The following is a 21,525-nucleotide window of genomic DNA, read 5'->3' as shown; positions in this document are numbered from 1 at the left end:
CGCACGCGGCTGTCCACCGGTGGGTCTCGACCCGCTTCGCGTCTTCGCAGGCTCACCCGCTGCGCTTGCTCGACCTTCTCTCGTTGCGCCTCGGCTCCTTCGTCGCCGTGCCGCAGGTTCGAATGTCGGTGGTCGTGGATAGAGTCGGACCGTGGCTGATGTGACGCGTGACCGACTGCTCCTTCTCGATGGGCACTCGCTGGCCTACCGGGCATTCTTCGCCCTGCCGGTGGAGAACTTCTCGACCGTCACGGGGCAGAACACCAATGCCGTCTACGGCTTCACCTCGATGCTGGTCAACGTGCTGCGCGACGAGACCCCGACCCATGTCGCGGTCGCCTTCGACCTCTCGCGCCAGACCTTCCGGCTGGAGGAATACTCCGAATACAAGGCCAAGCGCAACAAGACGCCCGACGAGTTCAAGTCCCAGCTGCCACTGATCCAGCGGCTGCTCGACGTGCTCCACATCCGTCATCTCTCCGTTGCGGGCTACGAGGCCGACGACATCATCGCGACCCTGGTCACCCAGGGGCTCGAGGCCGGGATGGAGGTGCTGATCCTGACCGGTGACCGCGACTCGTTGCAGCTGGTGACCGAGTCCTCGACGGTGCTCTACCCGATGCGCGGCGTCTCCGACCTGGCCCGGATGACGCCGGAGGCCGTCGAGGCGAAGTACGGCGTGCCGCCCCACCGCTACCCCGAGCTGGCCGCGCTGGTGGGCGAGGACTCCGACAACCTCCCCGGCATCCCGGGCGTCGGCCCGAAGACCGCCGCGAAGTGGATCAACACCTACGACGGCCTCGACAACGTGATCACCCACGCCGACCAGATCAAGGGCAAGGCCGGCGACAACCTGCGCGCCCACCTCGGTGACGTGATGCGCAACCGGCGGCTCAACGCCCTGGTCCGCGACCTGCCCCTCGAGATCGGCCCGGGGGACCTGGGCCGGGTCGAGTGGGACCGGGCGGCTGCCCTCGAGCTTCTCGACGAGCTGGAGTTCCGCGGCGAGATCCGCACCCGGATCACCGACGTGCTCGCCCCGGAGGACGACACCCCGATCGACGACAGCGGCTTCGCGCTGGTCGGCGAGACGCTGGCACCGGGCGGGGTCGGGGCGTTCCTCGACGACCTCGGCACCACCCCCGTCGGGGTGCACGTGCGCGGCAGCTGGGGCTCCGGCACCGGCCGGGTGGACGGGTTCGGGTTCGCGACGCTGGAGCGGGCTGCGTACGTCGGGGTGGCGGAGCTGACCCCGGAGGACGAGGCGGCGCTGGCCGGCTGGCTGGCGGACCCGGCCAAGCCGAAGATCATGCACGACGCCAAGGGGCCGTCGCTGGCGATCGACGCCCACGGTTGGACGCTGGCCGGGCTGGTGACCGACACCGCGCTCTCGGCCTACATCGTGGCGCCCGACCAGCGTTCCTACGACCTCGCCGACCTGACGCTGCGCTATCTCAAGCGTGAGCTCAAGCAGGAGGACGAGAGCGGCCAGGAGTCGCTCTTCGGTGACGACGAGGTCGGTGGCGACGGCGTCGCCAGGACGACCATGCTCTACGCGCGGGCGGTGATCGATCTGGCCGTCGAGCTCGACTCGGCGGTGGAGGCCGCCGGGGGTCACCGGCTGCTGTCGGAGGTCGAGCTCCCGCTGCTGCACCTGCTGGCGCGGATGGAGAAGACCGGCATCGCCGTCGACACCGAGCACCTCGACGCGCTGGAGCGCCACTTCGCCGGACAGATGAAGCAGGCCGCCGACGAGGCCTACGGCGTCATCGGCAAGGAGATCAACCTCGGCTCGCCCAAGCAGCTGCAGGTGGTGCTCTTCGACGAGCTCGACATGCCGAAGACCAAGCGCACCAAGACTGGCTGGACCACCGACGCCGACTCGCTGCAGCAGCTCTATGTCAAGACCGAGCACCCGTTCCTGCTCGCCCTGTTGCGCCACCGCGACGTCACCAGGCTGCGGGTGACGATCGAGGGTCTGCTGAAGACCGTGCAGCCCGACGGGCGCATCCACACCACGTTCAACCAGACGATCGCGGCCACCGGGCGGCTCTCCTCGACCGAGCCCAACCTGCAGAACATCCCCGTACGCACCGAGGAGGGCCGCGGCATCCGCAAGGGCTTCGTCGTCGGCGACGGCTACGAGTCCCTGATGACGGCCGACTACAGCCAGATCGAGATGCGGATCATGGCTCACCTCTCCGAGGACGAGCTGCTCATCGAGGCGTTCCGCTCGGGCCGCGACTTCCACTCGATCACCGCTGCGCGGGTCTTCGGTGTCGACCCCGACGCCGTCTCGGTCGAGCAGCGCGCCAAGATCAAGGCGATGAACTACGGGCTCGCCTACGGCCTGTCCGCCTTCGGTCTCTCCCAGCAGCTCGGCATCGAGCCGAGCGAGGCACGCGGCCTGATGGAGGAGTACTTCGAGACCTTCGGCGGCGTCCGTGACTACCTGCGCAGCCTGGTCGGCGAGGCGCGGCGCACCGGCTACACCGAGACCATCATGGGTCGCCGCCGCTACCTGCCCGACCTGCTCTCCGACAACCGTCAGCGCCGGGAGACCGCCGAGCGGATGGCGCTGAACGCTCCCATCCAGGGTTCTGCCGCCGACCTGATCAAGGTCGCGATGCTCCGGGTGCAGGCCGCCCTCGACGAGACCGGCCTGACCTCTCGGATGCTCCTCCAGGTCCACGACGAGCTCGTCTTCGAGGTCGCGCCGGGGGAGCGGGAGGCGCTCGAGGCGCTCGTCCGCGAGCAGATGGGCTCGGCCGCCGACCTCAACGTCCCGCTCGACGTCTCCGTCGGCACCGGCCTCTCCTGGCACGAGGCCGCGCACTGACGCCTGGCCAACCGGCCGCGTCCGCAGGTTGAAGCTCCGGATTGACGTCCGGGGCTTTCTCCGGCATCGTAAAAGAGACCGATCGTTCTGTCTCTTTCGGGCAATGCGACACCCATCTCGTGAAGGTAGATCGATGAACCTGTCCAAGCACACGGCGCGCTACGCCATCCCCGCTGCGGCCATCGCGGCCGTCTCTACGCTCGCCGTCGCTCACCCGGTGTCCGCGGCGGCTCCTGCGGCGGTCGACTTCAGGTCGGTCGCGGGCGGCCCGGCCAAGCCGCTGGGCGCCCTCGGCCCGCTGACCGACCTGGTCATCCAGCGCATCCTCGTGGGCGACCAGGTGGCCGCCTCCAAGTTCGGCACCGACTCCCCGATCGAGGACCCGGTGCGCGAGGCGCAGGTCCTCGAGCAGGTGCGAGCCCAGGCGGATGCCTCCGGAGTCGACCCCGACGAGGCGGGGAGGTTCTTCAGCGACCAGATCACCGCGAGCAAGATCGTGCAGCAGGGGCTGTTCGACCGCTGGACGAGCCACCCGGAGGAGGCGCCGACAACCCGCCCTGACCTCGCCGAGATCCGCGAGCAGCTCGACCGGTTGACCGTGGCCCTGCTCGACGAGCTCGAGCGAACCCAGGCCGTACGCGGAAAGCCTGTCTCCTGTGCGGTGCAGCAGTCCCTGGCGAACCTCACCGGTGCCGCGACCGAGCATCTGGATGCCCTTCACCGCCGCGCGCTGACGGAGGCGACGCACTCGGTGTGCCGCCTCGGTGAGTGACCTGGCGTGCGACACGCCCGAGCGGTGATTTTCGGGTACTCCAGGGAGTTTCGGTCGGTTACTGACGAGTAGACCGACCGAAACTCCCTGGACTATCCCGAACCGGCGGCCGTCTCAGCGACGAGCGGGCGTCTGGCCGAGCCGCCAGAAGGTGACCGAGAGCAGGACGGCGGCCAGGATCGCGTCGACGCTGAGGACCGTCCAGACGAGACCTTCGGCGGTGGTCTGCATGGCGCCGAGGCCGAGGACGGCGACGACCGCGATCCAGAGCAGGTACGCCGAGAGGCGGCTGCGCCGGGCGAGCACCGAGTAGACGAGCAGCTGGAGCACGGACAGCACGGTGCCGAGGATCGCGAAGACCCAGAGCAGTCCTTCGATCTCGGCGTAGTCGGGGCCGCCGATGAAGATCATCGCGAGCCCGGACAGCAGCCACGCGCCGGCGATCGCGCACGCACCGAGGCCGCCGACGAGGGCCAGCGACTTGATCAGTGCGGAGCGGCGGCTGTCCTCGGCCGACATCGACGGGAAGGCGATGATCACCACGAACTGCGGCAGGAACAGCACGGCCTTGGTGAGGATCAGGCCGCCGGCGTACAGCCCGGAGACGTGGTCGGAGAGCACGTTGCGGGCGAGCAGGATGTCGACGTTGGAGAGGGCGAAGAAGCCGAGCAGGGCGAACGACCCGTGGAGCATCTCGACGACGACGGGCTTGATCCGGCCTGCCTTCGCGGCCGCGGCGGTCGTCGTGTCGGTCTCGGCCTCGGTGGCGTTCGTGTGGCGGCGCAGCACCCACCAGCCGACGATCGCCGGCGCGAACTGTGCCAGCGCGACACCGGCCATGGCGGCGCCCTCGGTGGGGCGTACCCACATCGCTGCCGTGGTGATCACGACCCGCGGAATGCCGAGGGCGAGGTAGACCATCGCCAGCCCGAGCCAGCGGCGCTCGCCCTGGAGCACGCCGGCCTGCCCGCCCATGACCGTCAGCGGCACCGCGCACACCGCGACCAGCAGGGCCGGGTAGATCGAGTCGAGCCGCAGCAGCCGCCACACCAGGGGGGACGCGACGAGCATGACCAGGCCGACCACGATCGCTGCCCGGTAGGTCGCGCGCAGGACGGTCTGCTCGATGACGCGCTCCTGGCCGGGGGTGCCGGTCACCCGCCGGGACGCGGTCGCCTGCATCCCGAGCTGGACCACGCCGACGACGAGGAGCAGCGACATCATCGACGCGACGCCGCCGTACTGCCCCGGGCCCAGGATCCGGGCGGCGATGATCTGGAAGCCGTAGGTCGAGACGTTGGTGACCATGATGCAGACCGCGAGGAAGCCGCTGCTGCGGACGAGCGCGGACAGCCTGCGCCGACGCGCGCTCGTCGGGCTGGCGGTCATCGTGGGCACCTGAGAAAGCCTAGGGCGCGAGAGGTCACATGCCGGCACCGGCATCCGCCCAGTTTCGAAACTCGATCGCCACAAGTGCCGACTCGGCCGACAGAACTGCCGTCTCGGCCGACAGAACTGCCGTCTCGGCGGGTGTGGGCCTAGGGTTGCCGCGTGAGCGAGCGGTGGGTGCCTACCTTGTGGGCGGCGGTGCTCGCGGTGCTGATGCTCGGGCCGGCGCTGGGGCCGGGGTTCGTGCTGACCTACGACATGGTGTGGGTGCCCGACCTCGCGCTGACCTCGGACGTGCTCGGGCTCGGGACGGGGCTGCCTCGGGCGGTGCCGTCGGACGCGGTGGTCGCGGTGCTGGACGAGGTGATCCCGGGCCTCGCGCTGCAGAAGATCGTGCTGGTGGGCGCGCTGGTGCTCGCCGGAGCGGGGGCGGCCGAGCTCACCCGGCACCGCTCGCTGACCGCACGGGTGGCGGTGGTGAGCTTGACCCTCTGGAGCCCGTACGTCGCCGAGCGGCTGTGGATGGGCCACTGGCCGATGCTGCTGGCCTACGCCGCGGTGCCCTGGCTCGTCATCGCCGGTCGCCGGTGGGCGGCGGGGGAGCGGAGCCCGGTGTGGCTGCTGCCGGTCTTGATCGCCGGCAGTCTGAGCGCGAGCGCGGGGATCCTCACCGGTGCCGTCCCCCTCGCCACCGGTCTGCGCCGTGGCCGGCGCCCGGTGCTGCTCCTCGTCGCTCTCCTCGCCGTCAACGCACCGTGGCTGGTCACCGGCCTCGCCCACACCGCCGAGGCCACCGCCTCCTCCGGCTTCGAGGTCTTCGCGCTGCGCGGCGACGCCCTGCCGGCCCCGCTGGCAGCCCTCGCGCTCGGCGGGATCTGGAACACCTCGGTCGTCCCGGACAGCCGGGAGAGCTGGCTGGCCTGGCCGGCGCTGCTCCTGCTCGCGGCTCTCGTCGCGGCCGGCGCGCGCAGGTGGTGGACCTCGGAGAGCGGACGCGCCCCGATCCTCGCGCTCTGGGTGGCCGGGCTCGCGATCGCGCTCGCCGGCTGGATCGCCCCGCTCGCGCTCGACGACCTCGCCCGGCACGTCCCCGGCCTCGCGCTGTTCCGCGACAGCAGCCGCCTGCTCCCGCTGGGCCTGCCGCTGCTCGTCCTGACCGCTGCGGCCGGGATCGACGCCGTGCGCGAGCGGCTCCGCGGCACCGCACCCCGCTGGGCGGCCGCCGTCGTGGTCGCGCTCGCTCCGATCGCGGTGCTCCCCGACGCCGCCTGGGGCCTCGCCGGCGGCATCGGCACCGCTGAATACCCCGACCAGTGGCAGCAGGCCCGGGCGGCGCTCGAGGAGGAGACGGCAGCGGGTGACGTACTCGTCCTGCCGTGGTCGTCCTACCGCGCACCCGAGTGGAACGGCGCCCGCCCCGTCCTCGACCCGCTGCCGCGGATGCTGACCCGCCCCAGCGTCGTCAACGGCGACCTCGTCGTCGGCAGCACCGCGATCGAGGGTGAGGACCCGCGCGCGACCGCAGCCGCCGAGGCCCTCGCCGAGGCCGACCCCGAGACCCGCTCGGCAGCACTGAGCCGCCTCGGGATTGGGTACGTCATCACCGACCGCACCGCCGGCGACTCCGCGCAGGTGAGCGGGGAGACGGTCTTCGAGGGCAGCGGCCTTCTGCTGCAGCGGATGCCGGAGCGCAGCGGCCCTCTGGTTGGATACTCCACCGGTCCGGTGGCGCTCGCAGCCGTCGCCGGAGCGTGGGCGGCCTACGCCGTCGCGTGGCTCGTCGCCACAACGTCAACAGTTTTGCTACTGATCAGTATTGTTCGCCGGCAGACTGCTAGGGTTCCCGGCTAGGAGAGGGAGGTCACATATCCATGGGCAACATCATTGCCATTGTCGCCAGCATTCTTGTGGGCGGCGGAGTCGCCGCAGCGACCATCGTCGGAGTCGTCACCAGCAGCACGGACAGCACCGTCGATAATCCTCCGAGCGTCTCTGAGTCGACGATTCAGTACGGCACGAACGACTGACTCGACAGAGCTGACAAGGGGCCCGGCGGATCACCGCCGGGCCCCTTCTCTGTCGTCGTCTGTATAGAGAGTCTCAGTCAGCGCTGACGATCTGCCCCTGCAGGGTCGAGGAGAGCACGGCGTTGAAGTTGAGCTGGCTCTGCTCCCAGGTGTGCTTGCGCGCGTGCCAGCGGGCACCCTCGGCCAGCTCCTTGCGGCGGATCTCGTCACCGAGCAGATGGTCGAGCGCGGCCACGAACCCGGCCTGGTCCTCGACCAGCACCCCGGACTCGCCGTCGTCGATCGACTCGGTCGTGCCGCCCGCGCCGCGGAAGGCGACCGTGGGGGTGCCGTGCTGGGCGGCCTCGGTGACCACCAGGCCCCAGCCCTCCTTCAGCGACGGCAGCGCCATCAGCCAGGAGCGCTCGTAGACAGCCTCCTTGGTCTCCTCGTCGACGTGCCCGAGCAGCTCCACGAACTCATCGGCCCCCACCCGCGAGACGTACGCAGCCAGCTCGTCGGCCCACCAGCCACCGCCGACGATGGTCAGCCTCAGGTCCGGGTGGGTCGCACGCAGCGCCACCACGGCGTCGACCGCGAGCTCGACCCGCTTGTGCGGCACCAGCCGGCCGACGACGCAGATCGAGGGGTGCTCGGTCTTCGCGGGCCGGTCGCTCAGCGCCGGCGCGGAACCGTTGTGCACCACGGCGACCCGGGCGGGGTCGACGCCGAGCGTCGCCAGCTCGGCCCGGGTGGCTCGGGAGACGGCGATGTACTGCTTGCGGCGGTAGAGCCGCGGCGCGAGCCGGGACTCGACCCACCAGCCGATCTTCCCGGACAGGCCGGGGTAGACGACGGGCCACTGCTCACGGTGGACGTGGTGGACGAGCACCGCCACCGGGGCGCGGGTGCCGAGCGGCGTGAAGAACGGCAGCCCGTTCTGCACGTCGATGACCGCGTCCACGCGACCGATCGGGCCCAGCCGGCCGAGGGCGAGCAGCAGCACGCCCCACAGGTAGATGCTGAGCTTGCCGCCGCGGCGTACATAGCGGATGCCGTCGCGCTCCTCGCGGGCGCGCGCGCCCGGGTAGGAAGCCGTGAAGACGGTCACCCGTGCGCCGGCCTCCACGAGGCCGGCCGTGATCTGGTGGAGGTAGTGCTCGGCTCCACCTGCTTCAGGATTGTCGGTGTCGCGCCAGCTGAACACGGCCACATGGCCGCCGGTCAGCTGCGCTCCCTCTCTCGCGCGCAAAAGACAGTGCTCCCCTGAATCTCGCAGTTCCCCGCTGCTGAGCGCTCCCTCCCCAGGGGTCACGCAGTTACTGGAGAGTAGGACATTTCGTGATCAAATGCACACCCGTTGGGGTAATCGGTTAGGGTTCCCGCCGTGCCGAACCTCCTCGACTCCCAGCGCCACGCCGCGGCCGGCATCGGCTGGAAGGCGACGCTGGGGCGCTCCGTACGTCTCTTCAGCGACTTTCGCGTCGAGCAGACCGACCCGGCACGCTTCTACACCGCCCTCGCCGCGGACTCCGTCGGCCAGTTGGCGCACTACACCGACGGCGAGACCCTCGACGGCACCGTGCTGCTCGACGTCGGCGGCGGCCCTGGCTACTTCCGCGACGCCTTCATGAAGGCCGGCGCGACCTACCTGGCACTCGACGCGGACGCCGGTGAGATGCAGGGCGCCGGCATCGTGGCCGAGGGCAGCATGCTCGGCGACGGGATGCGGCTTCCCGTCCGCACCGGGAGCGTCGATGCCTGCTACTCCTCCAACGTGCTCGAGCACGTCCCGACCCCGACCGCGATGCTCGACGAGATGCTCCGGGTCACCAAGCCCGGTGGCGTCCTGTTCTGCTCCTACACGCTGTGGTGGGGCCCGTGGGGCGGCCACGAGACCAGCCCGTGGCACCTGCTCGGCGGCCGGTTCGCCCGCCGTCGCTATCTGCGCAAGCACGGCCACGAGCCCAAGAACAGGTTCGGCGAGTCGATGTACGCCGCGACCGCCTCCGCCGGGCTGCGCTGGGCGCGCGCCCAGCGCCGGGCGGGCAACGCCGAGATCCTGGCCGCGGTCCCGCGCTACCACCCTGCGTGGGCGGCGTGGCTGATGCGGGTCCCGGTGGTGAGGGAGGTGCTCTCGTGGAACCTCCTGCTCGTGCTGCGCAAGACGTGACGCAGGGCCCGACCGTCGGCGAGCCCGTCGTCGAACCGATCCCCGAGCCCACCGTCGAGCCGATCGCCTCGCCGCCACCCTCGGCCACCTCGAAGCTCCGGGTCGCCGCGTACGTCGCGATCCTGACCGCGATCACCTTCACCCAGGCGCCGGGCCGGATCGTCGCCGACACCAAGTTCGACCTCAGCGCCGACCCGTGGGCCTTCCTGGCCCGTGCGCTGCGGATGTGGGACGCCCAGGGCGCCTTCGGTCAGGTGCAGAACCAGGCGATCGGCTACCTGTGGCCGATGGGCCCGTTCTACGGGCTCGGCAAGCTGGCCACGCTGCCGGAGTGGGTGATCCAGCGGCTGTGGTGGGCGCTGCTGCTCAACCTGGCCTTCCTCGGCATCCTCCTGCTCGCCCGCGAGCTGCGGCTGGGACGGCCGTGGGCGCAGGTGGCGGGTGCCGCCGCGTACGTCCTGACGCCGCGGGTGATGACCATCCTCGGCGCCAACTCGGTCGAGCTGTGGCCGACCGCGGTCGCGCCGTGGGTGCTGCTCGCGGTCATCCGGGCCAGCGGCACGACCACGACCAAGGACCTGCTGCGCTGGTGCGCGGTGGCCGCGCTCGCGGTCGCCTGCGCGGGCGGCGTCAACGCCACCGCGGTCTCGGCGGTGCTCGTGCCGGGCGTGGTCTTCCTGCTGACCCGCACCGGCGCCAGACGCTTCGCGGTGCTGGTCCTGTGGGGCGCGATGACGATCCTGGCCACCCTGTGGTGGACCATCCCGCTGCTGCTCCAGGGCCGCTACATCCCGCCCTTCCTCGACTACATCGAGACCGCTGCGGTGACCTCCTCCACCACCGGTCTGCTGCCGACGCTGCTCGGCACCTCCGACTGGGTCGCCTACGCCGACCCGATCTACTACCCGGCCGGGCAGAGCCTGCACGCGACTCCCTACCTGGTCCTCGACGCGGCCGCGGTGGTCGCGATCGGCCTGGCCGGGCTGGCCGGCCTGGGCCGGGCCCGCAAGCACCCGGAGAGCCGGTTCCTGATCGGCTGCGTGCTGGCCGGGGCGGTCCTGGTCGGGATCGGCTACACGGGCGCGCTGGCCGGCTGGGGCGCCGAGTCCCGCCAGGACCTGGTCGACGGCGCCCTGGCCGCGGTGCGCAACAGCCACAAGTACGACGCGGTGCTCCGCATCGGCCTGGCCGCCGGGGTCGTGCTCACCGTCGAGACGATCCTCTTCCGGGCCGAGCTCGCCCGGCGCGCGGCGGCGACCTCCAAGGCTGCGCAGTGGCTGCGCACCGTCTTCGTGATCGCGGTGGTCGCCTCGCTGGCCGGCCTGGCGGTGCCGTGGGTACGCGGCCAGGTGCCGCCCCCGGGCTCGATCGAGAACGTCCCGTCCTTCTGGACCGAGGCCGCCGACTACCTCTCCGAGAACGACGACGGCGGCGTCACCCTGGTCGTCCCCGCAGCGCGGTTCGGCGACTACCTGTGGGGCAGCACCCACGACGAGGTCCTCCAGCCCTACGCCGACTCCCGCTGGGCCGTACGCGGCGTGGTGCCGCTGGCCGAGCCCGGCAACGTGGTCTGGCTCGACCGGGTCACCGAGGAGCTCGAGCGCGGCGGCCCGAGCAGCGACCTGGCGCCGATGCTCGCCAAGGCCGGCGTCACCCGGCTGCTGGTGCGCAACGACCTCCACTGGGGCACCACCGGCGCGCCGCCGCCCTCGCTCGTCCACTCGACCCTCGACCAGTCACCCGGCCTGACCCGGGAGAAGCGCTTCGGCGACGACTTCGGCAACACGACCTACCACCGGGAGAAGGGCACCCGGGTGCTCGTCGACGGCGGCCTGGCGGGGGAGTACCCGCCGATCGAGATCTACGAGGTCGACGACGCCACCTCCGGCGCGACCCTGATCCCGGCCCGGACGACCGTGATGGGCGACCCCGGTGAGCCAGCGAGCGGTGCCCCGGCGGTCCTGACCGCCGACGACACCAGGGCCGAGGACGGCGGTGCCGAACGCACCGACGTCATCCTCACCGACGGGCAGCGGCGGCGGACGACCCTCTTCTCGGGAGTCCGCGAGAACACCTCGGCGACCCGCACCGCCGAGCAGGGCGTCGACTCCGACAAGCCGGAGAACTTCCACCGCTACCTCGAGGACCAGGAGCGCTGGCAGAGCACCCTGGTCTGGCGCGGCGTCGAGGCCGTGGAGGCCTCCAGCTCGGCAGCGATGCCGAGCGACCTCCCGGTCGACCGGGGCCGCGCACCGTCCGCTGCCCTCGACGGCGACCCCGAGACCGAGTGGCGCACCGAGACCGGCTGGGGGCGCAGCCCCGAGGGCGCCTGGTTCCGGGTGCGCTTCGAGGACGAGGTCGACCTCGGCAAGGTGACCATCTCCATCCCCGCGAACGTGATCGGCGTCGAGCGGCTCGAGCTCGTCGCCGGTGCGCAGATGCGGAAGGTCTACGCCCCGCAGCCGGGGGAGGAGGCGACCTACGACCTCACCGGCTTCAGCGCCCGCAACCTCACCATCACCGCGCGCGGAGCCGCGACGTACGGGCCCTGGGGGATCAGCGAGCTCGAGATCGAGGGCGTCGAGCCGCAGCGGATGGTCGCGCTGCCCGAGCCTCCCGAGGACGCCACGATCCGCAAGATCCGGCTCAGCCGCGACGCCGACCGCAACGGCTGCATCGACCAGAGCGGGGTGCTCTACTGCGAGCCGTTCCTGGCCGACCACGGCGACGACGGCGACGATCTGGACCGGCTGGTGACCCTCACTCGCGGCCAGTCCTTCGGCATCACCGGCACCGTCTCGCTGCGCCGCGACCACGCCTACGCCACCGCGGCCGCGAAGCTCGCGGGCGTCGACATCACCGCCCCGAGCCGTGGCGACATCGCCCAGTCGGCGCTCGCGATGGTCGACCGCGACGAGGGCACCTCGTGGCGGGCTCCCACGACCGGCGAGGCCGCGGTGACCCTCAGGCTGCCCGAGCGGCAGCGGGTCAGGTCGCTGCAGCTCCTGGTCAACGAGGCCGCCGCGGTCAGCGCCCCCACCGAGGTGGAGGTCACCGACCTGCGCCGCCCCAAGAAGCGCTCGGTCACCCGCAAGGTCGGCGAGGACGGCACCGTGGAGCTGCCCCGGGCCTGGCGCACCGACCGGCTGAAGATCCTGGTCACCGAGACCGACGCCGCCTACGACCAGCCCTCGAGCCTGGCCGACGCCTCCGAGGTCCCCGTCGGCATCACCGAGCTGCGGATCAACGACCGCCCCCTCGGGAAGGGTCGGCTCGAGGCCGGCTGTGCCGACGGGCCGCGCATCGAGGTCGGCGACCGTCAGGTCCGCACCTCGGTCAGCGGGTCGCTCTCCGACCTGCTGCGCGGCGTCGACGTGCACCTGAAGGTGTGCGACAAGGACCCCGTAGAGCTGGAGCCGGGGGAGAACACGCTGCTGGCCCAGCCGGGCACCGCGCTCCGCGTCGACAGCCTCGAGCTCAGCGCCGACGTCATCCCGGACGCCGAGCCGCCGGTGCCGGTCTCGGTCGAGCGCGACGACCGTGACGCCGCGGTCTCCGCGACCGTCTCCGCCGAGCCGTACGACCGGGTCCTGGTGCTCCCGCAGAACATCAACCCCGGCGCCACCGCGACCCTCGACGGCGAGACCCTGCGAGCCCAGCGCGTCGACGGCTGGCAGCAGGGTTGGATCGTGCCGGCAGGCGCGAGCGGAGAGGTACGTTTCGGCTTCGCGCCCGACGGTGCCTATCGCGCCGGGCTGATCGCCGGCGGCATCGGCGCGGCGATCGTCCTGGCGCTCGCGCTGGTGACCTCGTGGCGTCGCCGTGGCACCCCGCCCAGCCTCGAGCTGTTCCCGGTCGCCGCACCGTGGCGCTGGTACGACCTGGGGGTGCTCACCCTCGTCGCCGGCCTGCTCGCCGGCTGGTGGGGCGCCCTGGCGTCCGTCGCGGCCTGGCTGCTGCCGCGCGTGACCGGCCGCAGCCCCGCCGTGGTGCGCCTGCTGGCCACCGGATCAGGGGCTGCGCTGCTCGCCGGGGCCCTGGCCGTGGAGATCCTCCCGACCGCCTGGGAGATGCCCTGGGACCCGCCCGCCTGGACGGCTCAGGCGCTCTCGCTGCTCGCGCTGGTGCTCGTCGCGGCGGCCGCCTCGGCCGAGCCGCGGCTGAGGCTCTCGGTGGGCTGGCGCGACGAGGCGCCCCTGACCGGCCGCCAGCCGCGCAGGCGCATCACCCGGCGCTCGAGGAGGAAGTAGGACAGCGCCGCCAGCGGCACGGTGACCACGACGGTCATCCCCAGCACGGTCCAGAAGCGGTCGTTGAACGTGCCGAAGCCGAGCAGCTCCATGCCCATGAGCAGCACGAACATGTGGATGGAGAAGATGCCGTAGGAGATCTCGCCGAGCCCGCTGGGCACGGGCCCGGCCAGCCACCGCCGCACGGGCCCCTCCAGCTCGGGCCCGAAGACCAGCGGCACGATGATGCACACCGCGACCGCGCAGTAGAGCACGCACTTGAGCGCCGACTCAGCCGGCGTCGGCGTGTCCACGAGCCCGGTCGGCCCGGTGATCGGCGTGCACGCGGCCACGAAGAGTCCCAGGGCCAGCAGCCACCAGCCGGCCAGGTCGCGGGCGGCGATGTCCAGGCGTGCTCGCATGCCGGGGTCGACCGAGCAGGCGGCCAGGGCGGTGCCGGCCAGGAACCACGGCAGGTACGCCGGCAGCCACTCGGCCGCGAACGGCTGGTCGAACCAGGTGCGGGCGCCGGCGGCGAAGACCACGCCGCCGATCGAGAGGACCAGCGAGACGACCAGCACGCGGCGTACGTCCAGGCGGGAGCGGGGCGTCAGCAGCCGCACCACCAGCGGCAGGGCGAGGTAGAAGGCGACCTCGGTGCACAGGCTCCACATGTGGGCCAGGCCGTAGGCGTGGGTCTCCTGGGTGTAGATCTGGGTCAGGGTCAGGTTGGCGATCCAGCCACCGAGGCCGACGTCTGAGTTGGCCGGCGCGAAGATCAGGCAGACCGCGACCACGACCCAGTAGAGCGGCAGGATGCGCAGCGCGCGCTTCCACAGGTAGCGGCCGGTGCTCGGCGGCCGGGTGCCGGCGGCGCTGGCCGCGAACCACGGACGGGCCAGCAGGAACCCGGAGACCACGAAGAAGATCGCCACGCCGAGGTCGAGGTGGGCGATCATCGCCCCCGTCCAGCCCTGCGGATAGCGGCCGGTGTGGAAGCCGACGTGGGTCAGCACCACCATCAGCGCCCCGACGGCACGCAGCGCGTCGAGGGTGAGGAACCGGCGGTCCATCACTCCTCGGCCTCCGGGCCGGAGATCGGGTCACCGAACGGCACCACGTTGCCGATCTCGACGCCGCCGAGGCACGGCTTCGAGCCCGGGGTCAGGCTCTGGAACTCCAGGGTGTCGAACCGGCCCTCGCCGGTGCGCAGGTAGAGGCTGCGGAACCCGGGCCGGATGTCCACGTCGTAGCTGTGGTCGCCAGCGGTGACCCGCATCCGGCCGGCGTCGTCGGCGCCGGCCACGTAGGAGACCCGGACCCACCACCCGGCACCGTCCACACCGCCGTCCAAGGCGACCTGGAGCGGGGTCTGCCGGATCCGCATCGTGCACTTGTCGCGGCTCTGCGAGGCGGCGACGGCACCGATGGCGCGGCGCTCGGGGTCGACCGCCGCCGGGCGGATGTGGCCGTCCTCGTCGACCAGGTAGAGGTGGTCGGTGCTGGCCCGCGGGAACTCCATCTTGTCGGCCAGCGGCCGCAGCACCCGGCTGACCTGGTTGTAGGGGTGTGAGGCACCCCAGACCATCCACTCCGGCACCGGGCCGTCGGCCATCGGCAGCGGCTCGTCCACGTCGGCCAGGTCGGCCTGGACGGTGTCGATGTAGCGCCTGGTGTTGTCGTCCTCGTGCCAGCCCTGGGCGTAGGAGAAGGACGAGAAGAGCCCCAGCCCGGCGACGATCGCGGTGACCACGGCGACCCGCTTGGGCACGTCCAGGAAGGCGGAGGTACGCGTCGGAGCGAGCGTCTCCACCGCCCCGCGCAGGGGCAGCGTGGCCAGCGCGAGCGCCATCGCGGTGACCGCGATGGTGTCGGTGAGGTAGCGGTAGGCCAGCGCGATGTCGGGGCCGACCCCTCCGGCCCGGATGCCGGTGATCAGCCCGATGTCGATGACCAGGATGCCGCCGACCAGCCACCAGGCGCGCAGCGGGATGGAGCGGGTGCGGCCGAGCTCGTAGGTCAGCAGAGCCAGCGCGACGACAGCGAGCACCGAGACCACCGCCCCTGGCTCGGACCAGCCTGCCGAGTTGCCCTCCAGCCACGTCCAGCGCAGCGGCCCACCGACCGCGCCGGGCGCCCAGGACTCGAACAGGAACCGCTGGGCGACCATGGCGAAGCCGTTGGCGTCGGTCGTGCCCGACGCCTTCGAGGAGGAGGCTCCGAGGAAGAGGTATGCCGCCACCGAGCCGAGCGAGACGATGCCGTAGAGGATCACGCCGGGCAGGTAGGTGGTGAACAGCGTCCGCATCCGGGCGAGGATGTCGCCGGTGGCGAACCAGCCCAGGGCCAGCACGGCGTAGGGCCAGAAGAGCAGCATCGCCTTCTCGCCGAAGGCGATCGCCGCCAGCGTGATGAGCATGGCCAGGAGGGCCCAGCCGAAGCGTCGGGTGCGCAGGTAGTTCAGATGGGCCCACGCCCCCCAGAAGATCGCGGCCAGGAACGGCAGCTGGGTGATCCCGGGGCCCCAGGTCAGGAACGCCGGCAGGCTGATCGAGGAGAAGAGGAACAGCGCCAGCGGCGGCAGGATCCCGCGGCGTACGCCGAACGCCGAGCAGAGGAAGACCAGCGCACCGAGGTTCGCCACCGCCTGGAGCACCAGCAGCTCGATCGCCGGGTAGGCCCACGCGTACGGGTCCAGGCCGAAGTTGTAGGCCGTCAGCGCGAACGCGCCCGGCATCAGGTGTCCGGCGAACCCGTGGAAGAGCAGGTCGGCGGAGAGCCCGTCCGACATCAGCTTCGACATGAAGTTGGCGTCGTCGAAGCGATACCAGGAGCCGCTGATCGCCCAGGCGCGGAAGGCGAGCTGGGCCAGGATCATCACCGACGCGGCAGCGAGCACCTGACGGCGCGTTGCCAGCAGGTCGTCATGAACGCTGTCATCAGCGGTCGATACGGGGTGGGGGAGTGACACGAGGACGAAGTGTCGCATAGATCACCGACGGTTCCGGCCTCGTTGCGTCCATGGTTTGTGACCCGTTGCACACCGGCCCCGGTATTGCTGCTACGGTTCGCGGATCGAGGGGGGGACCCGAAGGCCTTGGGAGGGGCAACAACATGCGAAGAGTGATTGGTTATGTCTTCTTGCTGGTCGGCGCATTCGCGCTGGCCGCTGCCGCGGTAGCAGGTTTCTGGGGCAGGGACGCCGCGGCGACCGTGCCGCTGAACGTCGACACGAAGACGGTCCTGGAAGGCACCGCCAGCGGCGCTCTGGCCAAGTCGGACACCCCGGTGGCGGTGAAGTACACCCGGACCACGCAGGCGGCTCCGGACGACTCCACCGACGAGGTGGTCGTCTTCGTCGAGACCGCCTGCATCATGATCCAGGAGGGCGAGACGCCCACCTGTGCCCGGGCCGAGGACGACGAGCGCGTGGTGACCGCCTCCGAGCGTGCCTACGCCATGGACCGCAAGACCTCCGAGGTCGTCAAGGACCAGGTCAAGTACGTCGGCGAGGAGCGGGCCGTCGAGGGGATGACCGGTCTGGCCGGCAAGTTCCCGTTCGACACCCAGCGCCACGACTACAACTACTGGGACGACACGCTCGGCACCACCGTGATCGCGACCTACGTCGACGACGTCGAGGTCGAGGGTGTGAAGACCTACCAGTTCGAGGTCTCCGCCTCCTCCGACGACGAGATCCTGTCCAAGGGCGAGGACGGCGAGGCCGACACCGACGACGACGTCCGCGGCAGCTACGAGGCCACCCAGACGATCTACGTCGAGCCCACCACCGGCTCCTACATCGACCAGACCGCGACCCAGAAGATGGTCACCAGCAGCGGCATGGTGCTGATCGACGCCGAGATGAGCTACGACGACAAGACCGTCTCGACCAACGCCGAGGACGCGGAGGCCAACATCTCCAAGCTGACGCTGATCGGCACCTGGATCCCGGTCGGTGGCCTCGTCGCCGGCCTGCTGTTCCTGCTGGTCGGCCTCTGGCTGGTCCTCAGCGGCCGCAAGCCCAACGGCGGCTCCCACGCCGCCGCCGACGACCGCACGCTGGTCGATGCCTGAGGGCACGTAGGACGTAGAGCGACGGGTCTCGACAGGCTCGACCTCCAAGGGTCGAGCAGGTCGGGACCTTTCGCCTATTTCGGGTATCTCGTCAGCCGAGAAGGTCGGCGCCGAAGATCGCGGTGCCGGGGGTGAGCACACCGCGGGTGCGCGACCAGCCGCCCCAGACCCGCTCGTGGCCCTCGGGCCACTCCGGCTCGACCAGGTCGGTGATCCGGAACCCGGCGCCGGACAGCAGCGAGACCCAGTCGCCGAGGGTGCGGTGGTGCTCGACGTAGGAGACCCTGCCGGTCTCGTCGTCGACCTCGACGTAGGGGGTGCGGTCCCAGTAGGACTGCGCGGCGATCAGGCCCTCGGGGCCGGGGTCGTCGGGGAACATCCACCGGGTCGGGTGGGTGATCGAGAACGCGAAGCGGCCGCCGGGGCGCAGCACACGCACGGTCTCGGCGAGCGCGTGCGCGATGTCGCTGACGAACTGCAGCGCGCCGAAGGAGCAGAAGACCACGTCGAAGGAGTCGTCGGCGAAGGGCAGGTCGGTGGCGGTGGCCTGCACCGCGGGTACGACCACGCCGGTCTGCTCGTCGAGGCGGCGCGAGTGCTGGAGCTGGCGGCCGGAGAGGTCCAGACCCACCGCGCGGCCGCCCTGGGTGTTCACCCATCGCGAGCACTGGCAGGCGCCGGAGCCGAGCTCGAGCACGTCCTTGCCGCTCACGTCGCCGAGGACGCCGAGGTCGGCCTCGGTCAGGCCCTCCGGACCCCAGACGAACCCGGCCGCACCGAGGAACGGCCCGTGGGTCGCTTGGTACTCGTCGGCGTACCTGTCCCAGTCGGGGCCGTTGGCGCGGCGCGACTCGTCCTCGTCGACCGAGCGCCGCTCGGCTCTGACGACCGGGCCGGTGTCTGTGAAGGCCCTGATGGTGTCGACGGGATCGACGGGCGCCTCCGGTCGAGCGACCGGGCTGATGGCTTGGTCCACGCTCCAAGCGTATGCCCAGTGCGGTGAGGTCGACAGTTGGACGGGGCATGTGCGCGGAGCGTAGGCTTGGAAACTGCGTCTGAAGTCTGCCCGGGTCCCGGACCTAGCGGACCTTGGCTTGCTACCTCGACCGCCGGCTCACACCGGGCGACGAAGCCTGTTCGTGCCGGTCCTGGCAGAGGTGGTCGACCACGGCTCCAGACGTGTGTGACCCGACGACATCTGTCCACCCAAGGAAACCACCTCCCTTATGACGAGCACGCTCAACATTCCTCTTCCCGACTACGACGCGCCTCAGGTCGCGATCAACGACATCGGGTCGGAAGAGGACTTCCTCGCCGCGATCGACGAGACCATCAAGTACTTCAACGACGGCGACATCGTGGACGGTGTCATCGTCAAGGTCGACCGGGACGAGGTCCTGCTCGACATCGGTTACAAGACCGAAGGTGTCATCCCCTCGCGCGAGCTCTCGATCAAGCACGACGTCGACCCGTCCGAGGTCGTCGAGGTCGGCGACAAGGTCGAGGCCCTGGTGCTCCAGAAGGAGGACAAGGAAGGCCGCCTGATCCTGTCCAAGAAGCGCGCTCAGTACGAGCGTGCCTGGGGCACGATCGAGCAGGTCAAGGAGGAGGACGGCGTCGTCGAGGGCGCGGTCATCGAGGTCGTCAAGGGTGGTCTCATCCTGGACATCGGCCTGCGTGGCTTCCTCCCCGCCTCCCTGGTCGAGATGCGTCGCGTCCGCGACCTGCAGCCCTACGTGGGTCAGACCCTCGAGGCCAAGATCATCGAGCTCGACAAGAACCGCAACAACGTGGTCCTCTCGCGCCGTGCCTGGCTCGAGCAGACCCAGTCCGAGGTTCGCCACGGCTTCTTGACCCAGCTCCAGAAGGGTCAGATCCGCAAGGGTGTCGTCTCCTCGATCGTCAACTTCGGTGCGTTCGTGGACCTCGGCGGCGTCGACGGTCTCGTCCACGTCTCCGAGCTCTCCTGGAAGCACATCGACCACCCGTCCGAGGTCGTCACCGTCGGTGACGAGGTCACCGTCGAGGTTCTCGACGTGGACATGGACCGCGAGCGTGTCTCCCTGTCGCTGAAGGCGACCCAGGAGGACCCGTGGCAGCACTTCGCCCGCACCCACCAGATCGGTCAGATCGTCCCGGGCAAGGTCACCAAGCTGGTGCCGTTCGGTTCGTTCGTCCGCGTCGAGGAGGGCATCGAGGGCCTGGTGCACATCTCCGAGCTGGCCGAGCGCCACGTGGAGATCCCCGAGCAGGTCGTCCAGGTCAACGACGACGTCATGGTCAAGATCATCGACATCGACCTCGAGCGTCGCCGCATCTCGCTCTCGCTCAAGCAGGCCAACGAGACGGTCACCTCGACCGACGTCGAGGAGTTCGACCCGACCCTCTACGGCATGCCGGCGACCTACGACGACCAGGGCAACTACATCTACCCCGAGGGCTTCGACCCGGAGACGGGCGAGTGGCTCGAGGGCTACGACGAGCAGCGCGCGAAGTGGGAGGAGCAGTACGCTCAGGCCCACGCTCGCTGGGAGGCCCACATCAAGCAGCAGCAGGAGGCCGCCGAGAAGGCTGCCGAGGCCGGCGAGGCCACCTCCTACTCCTCGGGTGGCTCGGTCGACGAGACCGTCTCCGAGGACGAGGGCGGCTCGCTCGCCTCCGACGAGGCGCTCCAGAAGCTGCGCGAGAAGCTCACCGGCGGTCAGTGATCACGCTGACGCGCCAGAGCTGAAGCTCTGACACGCACGAATGCCCGGCCCCTGCGAGGGGGCCGGGCATTCGGCATTTCACGGGGTGGATCGCGGTGGCCTAGTGCCACCGCACCGCGGGCAAGAAGTCGGGATCGACGTTGTGGGACCGGGGTGCGGCCTTGGGGCGGTCGCCGTGGACGGCGGCGGCGGTGGTGACGCCTGCGAGGACGAGGAAGACGATGAGGACGATTGCTGTGGTCATGGCAGTAATTCTCCTCTCCTAGGCATTCCTGCCACATTGGCAGAAATGCCTAAGTTGCGCGATTTCCTGCCAAGTGGCACTCTTCTGAGGTGCTTAGAAACGTCGCCGCGGTGATCTGGGACGGGGTCGCGCCCTTCGAGTTCGGCGTCGTCTGCGAGGCGTTCGGCCTCGACCGCCGCGAGGACGGCGTCCCGCTGCTCGACTTCGGCGTCTGCGGGCCGCAGACCGGGATGGTGCGCACCAACCTCGGCTTCGGGATCGAGGTCCTCCACGGCCTCGAGCGGGTCGAGGAGGCCGACCTCGTCTGCGTGCCGGCGATGCGCCGTGGCGACCCCGTGCCACCCGGAGTCGTCGAGGCCCTGCTGCGCGCCCACGAGCGTGGTGCCCGGATCCTCACCGTCTGCAGCGGCGCGTTCGCGCTCGGCGAGGCCGGGCTGCTCGACGGTCGCGAGTGCACGACCCACTGGAAGTACACCGACGAGCTGGCCGAGCGCTTCCCCCAGGCCAAGGTCGTGCCCGAGGTGCTCTACGTCGACTCCGGCCAGGTCATCACCAGCGCCGGCACCGCCGCGGGCCTGGACGCCTGCCTGCACATCTGGCGTCAGGAGCACGGCGCCGCCGTCGCCTCTGCGGTCGCCCGCCGGATGGTCGTCCCGCCCCAGCGCGACGGGGGACAGGCACAGTTCATCTCCCGCCCCGTCCCGGAGCCCGAAGCGGAGACGCTCGGCCCGCTGCTCGCCTGGATCACGGCCCATCTCCACGAGGAGCTCGACGTGGACTCGCTGGCCCGCCGGGTGCTGATGTCGCCGCGTACCTTCGCCCGCAGGTTCCGTGCGGAGACCGGGGCCACGCCGTATGCCTGGATCACCGCCCAGCGCGTGCACCGGGCCGAGGAGCTCCTGGAGCGCACCGAGCGGCCGGTGGAGTGGATCGCGGGGGAGGTCGGCTTCGGCAACGCCGCCGCGCTGCGCCACCACTTCACCCGGGTGCGGGGCCTCTCCCCGCAGGCCTACCGCCGCCGCTTCGCCTGTGGCGAGCCCGGCGACGCGGCCGACTCGGCGCTGCCTGCCTAGATGCTGCCTGCCTAA

Annotated in this window: 14 protein-coding genes and 1 pseudogene; 9 read left to right on the top strand and 6 right to left on the bottom strand. The window is 70.9% G+C overall.

The genetic code is table 11. The annotated features are described in order from the left end of the window. Positions 1-151 precede the first annotated feature (151 nt). Positions 152-2,839 carry a DNA polymerase I gene (gene polA / locus IEY81_RS17875; RefSeq protein ID WP_189119846.1) on the top strand — a complete coding sequence of 896 codons (2,688 nt, stop codon included), beginning with the start codon at positions 152-154 and terminating at the stop codon, positions 2,837-2,839. A gap of 133 nt (positions 2,840-2,972) precedes the next feature. Further along, entirely contained in the window at positions 2,973-3,611 is a 639-nt protein-coding gene (locus tag IEY81_RS17870; protein WP_189119845.1) for a chorismate mutase, read from the top strand. Positions 3,612-3,725: 114 nt separating this feature from the next. Here IEY81_RS17870 and IEY81_RS17865 read toward each other — a convergent pair whose 3' ends face one another. After that, a complete protein-coding gene (locus tag IEY81_RS17865; RefSeq protein ID WP_229787968.1) occupies positions 3,726-5,000 on the bottom strand; it encodes a lipopolysaccharide biosynthesis protein in 1,275 nt (424 codons plus the stop codon). 162 nt (positions 5,001-5,162) lie between these two features. Here IEY81_RS17865 and IEY81_RS17860 point away from each other — a divergent pair, with 162 nt between their 5' ends. Both IEY81_RS17860 and IEY81_RS17855 read left to right on the top strand, forming a co-directional pair. Next, positions 5,163-6,851 carry an MmpA family trehalose lipid delivery protein gene (locus IEY81_RS17860; protein ID WP_189119843.1) on the top strand — a complete coding sequence of 563 codons (1,689 nt, stop codon included), beginning with the start codon at positions 5,163-5,165 and terminating at the stop codon, positions 6,849-6,851. A gap of 20 nt (positions 6,852-6,871) precedes the next feature. Then, on the top strand, positions 6,872-7,027 hold the full coding sequence (locus tag IEY81_RS17855) for a hypothetical protein (RefSeq protein ID WP_189119842.1): 156 nt from the start codon (positions 6,872-6,874) through the stop codon (positions 7,025-7,027). A 73-nt stretch (positions 7,028-7,100) separates the two neighbouring features. Here IEY81_RS17855 and IEY81_RS17850 read toward each other — a convergent pair whose 3' ends face one another. Beyond that, a complete protein-coding gene (locus tag IEY81_RS17850; RefSeq protein WP_229787961.1) occupies positions 7,101-8,219 on the bottom strand; it encodes a glycosyltransferase family 4 protein in 1,119 nt (372 codons plus the stop codon). Between the two features lie 174 nt (positions 8,220-8,393). Between IEY81_RS17850 and IEY81_RS17845 the strand changes: the two genes are divergently transcribed. Further along, complete coding sequence (locus tag IEY81_RS17845; RefSeq protein ID WP_229787960.1) at positions 8,394-9,179, top strand: class I SAM-dependent methyltransferase; 786 nt, start codon at positions 8,394-8,396, stop codon at positions 9,177-9,179. Next, a pseudogene (locus IEY81_RS24565) lies at positions 9,098-12,418 on the top strand (alpha-(1->3)-arabinofuranosyltransferase domain-containing protein); the annotation flags it as partial. The gene IEY81_RS17845 and the pseudogene IEY81_RS24565, both read left to right, overlap by 82 nt. Before the next feature lie 860 nt (positions 12,419-13,278). On the opposite strand, the gene IEY81_RS24290 reads toward IEY81_RS24565, so the two are convergent. Next, on the bottom strand, positions 13,279-14,481 hold the full coding sequence (locus IEY81_RS24290; protein WP_306341459.1) for an acyltransferase family protein: 1,203 nt from the start codon (positions 14,479-14,481) through the stop codon (positions 13,279-13,281). Further along, complete coding sequence (locus tag IEY81_RS17835) at positions 14,481-16,379, bottom strand: hypothetical protein (protein WP_189119839.1); 1,899 nt, start codon at positions 16,377-16,379, stop codon at positions 14,481-14,483. Before IEY81_RS17835 ends, IEY81_RS24290 begins: the two co-directional genes overlap by 1 nt. Before the next feature lie 143 nt (positions 16,380-16,522). On the opposite strand from IEY81_RS17835, the gene pgfA reads away from it, so the two are divergent. Then, positions 16,523-17,485: a cell envelope lipid trafficking protein PgfA gene (pgfA, locus tag IEY81_RS17830; protein ID WP_189119838.1), complete on the top strand. Its 963-nt coding sequence runs from the start codon at positions 16,523-16,525 to the stop codon at positions 17,483-17,485. 91 nt (positions 17,486-17,576) lie between these two features. Here the strand turns inward: pgfA and IEY81_RS17825 are convergent, their stop codons facing one another. Beyond that, a complete protein-coding gene (locus IEY81_RS17825) occupies positions 17,577-18,461 on the bottom strand; it encodes a class I SAM-dependent methyltransferase (RefSeq protein ID WP_229787959.1) in 885 nt (294 codons plus the stop codon). A gap of 250 nt (positions 18,462-18,711) precedes the next feature. Between IEY81_RS17825 and rpsA the strand changes: the two genes are divergently transcribed. After that, positions 18,712-20,193, top strand: a complete 1,482-nt coding sequence (gene rpsA / locus IEY81_RS17820) for a 30S ribosomal protein S1 (RefSeq protein WP_189119837.1) — start codon at positions 18,712-18,714, stop codon at positions 20,191-20,193. A 100-nt stretch (positions 20,194-20,293) separates the two neighbouring features. On the opposite strand, the gene IEY81_RS17815 is transcribed toward rpsA, so the two are convergent. After that, positions 20,294-20,437, bottom strand: coding sequence for a hypothetical protein (locus IEY81_RS17815; protein ID WP_189119836.1), 144 nt, complete (start codon positions 20,435-20,437; stop codon positions 20,294-20,296). A gap of 89 nt (positions 20,438-20,526) precedes the next feature. Here IEY81_RS17815 and IEY81_RS17810 point away from each other — a divergent pair, with 89 nt between their 5' ends. Next, on the top strand, positions 20,527-21,510 hold the full coding sequence (locus IEY81_RS17810; RefSeq protein ID WP_189119835.1) for a helix-turn-helix domain-containing protein: 984 nt from the start codon (positions 20,527-20,529) through the stop codon (positions 21,508-21,510). Positions 21,511-21,525 lie beyond the last annotated feature (15 nt).

This window comes from Nocardioides luteus, from assembly GCF_014648595.1.
Lineage (GTDB): Bacteria > Actinomycetota > Actinomycetes > Propionibacteriales > Nocardioidaceae > Nocardioides > Nocardioides luteus.
The sequence above is the reverse complement of the archived record's forward strand: the minus strand, read 5'-3'. Positions and strand labels throughout refer to the sequence as shown.

Coding starts and splice junctions, on each gene's coding strand:
- IEY81_RS17870 (WP_189119845.1), top strand. CDS start 2,973: ATGAACCTGTCCAAGCACACGGCGCGCTACGCCATCCCCGCTGCGGCC.
- IEY81_RS17865 (WP_229787968.1), bottom strand. CDS start 5,000: ATGACCGCCAGCCCGACGAGCGCGCGTCGGCGCAGGCTGTCCGCGCTC.
- IEY81_RS17855 (WP_189119842.1), top strand. CDS start 6,872: ATGGGCAACATCATTGCCATTGTCGCCAGCATTCTTGTGGGCGGCGGA.
- IEY81_RS24290 (WP_306341459.1), bottom strand. CDS start 14,481: ATGGACCGCCGGTTCCTCACCCTCGACGCGCTGCGTGCCGTCGGGGCG.
- pgfA (WP_189119838.1), top strand. CDS start 16,523: ATGCGAAGAGTGATTGGTTATGTCTTCTTGCTGGTCGGCGCATTCGCG.
- rpsA (WP_189119837.1), top strand. CDS start 18,712: ATGACGAGCACGCTCAACATTCCTCTTCCCGACTACGACGCGCCTCAG.
- IEY81_RS17815 (WP_189119836.1), bottom strand. CDS start 20,437: ATGACCACAGCAATCGTCCTCATCGTCTTCCTCGTCCTCGCAGGCGTC.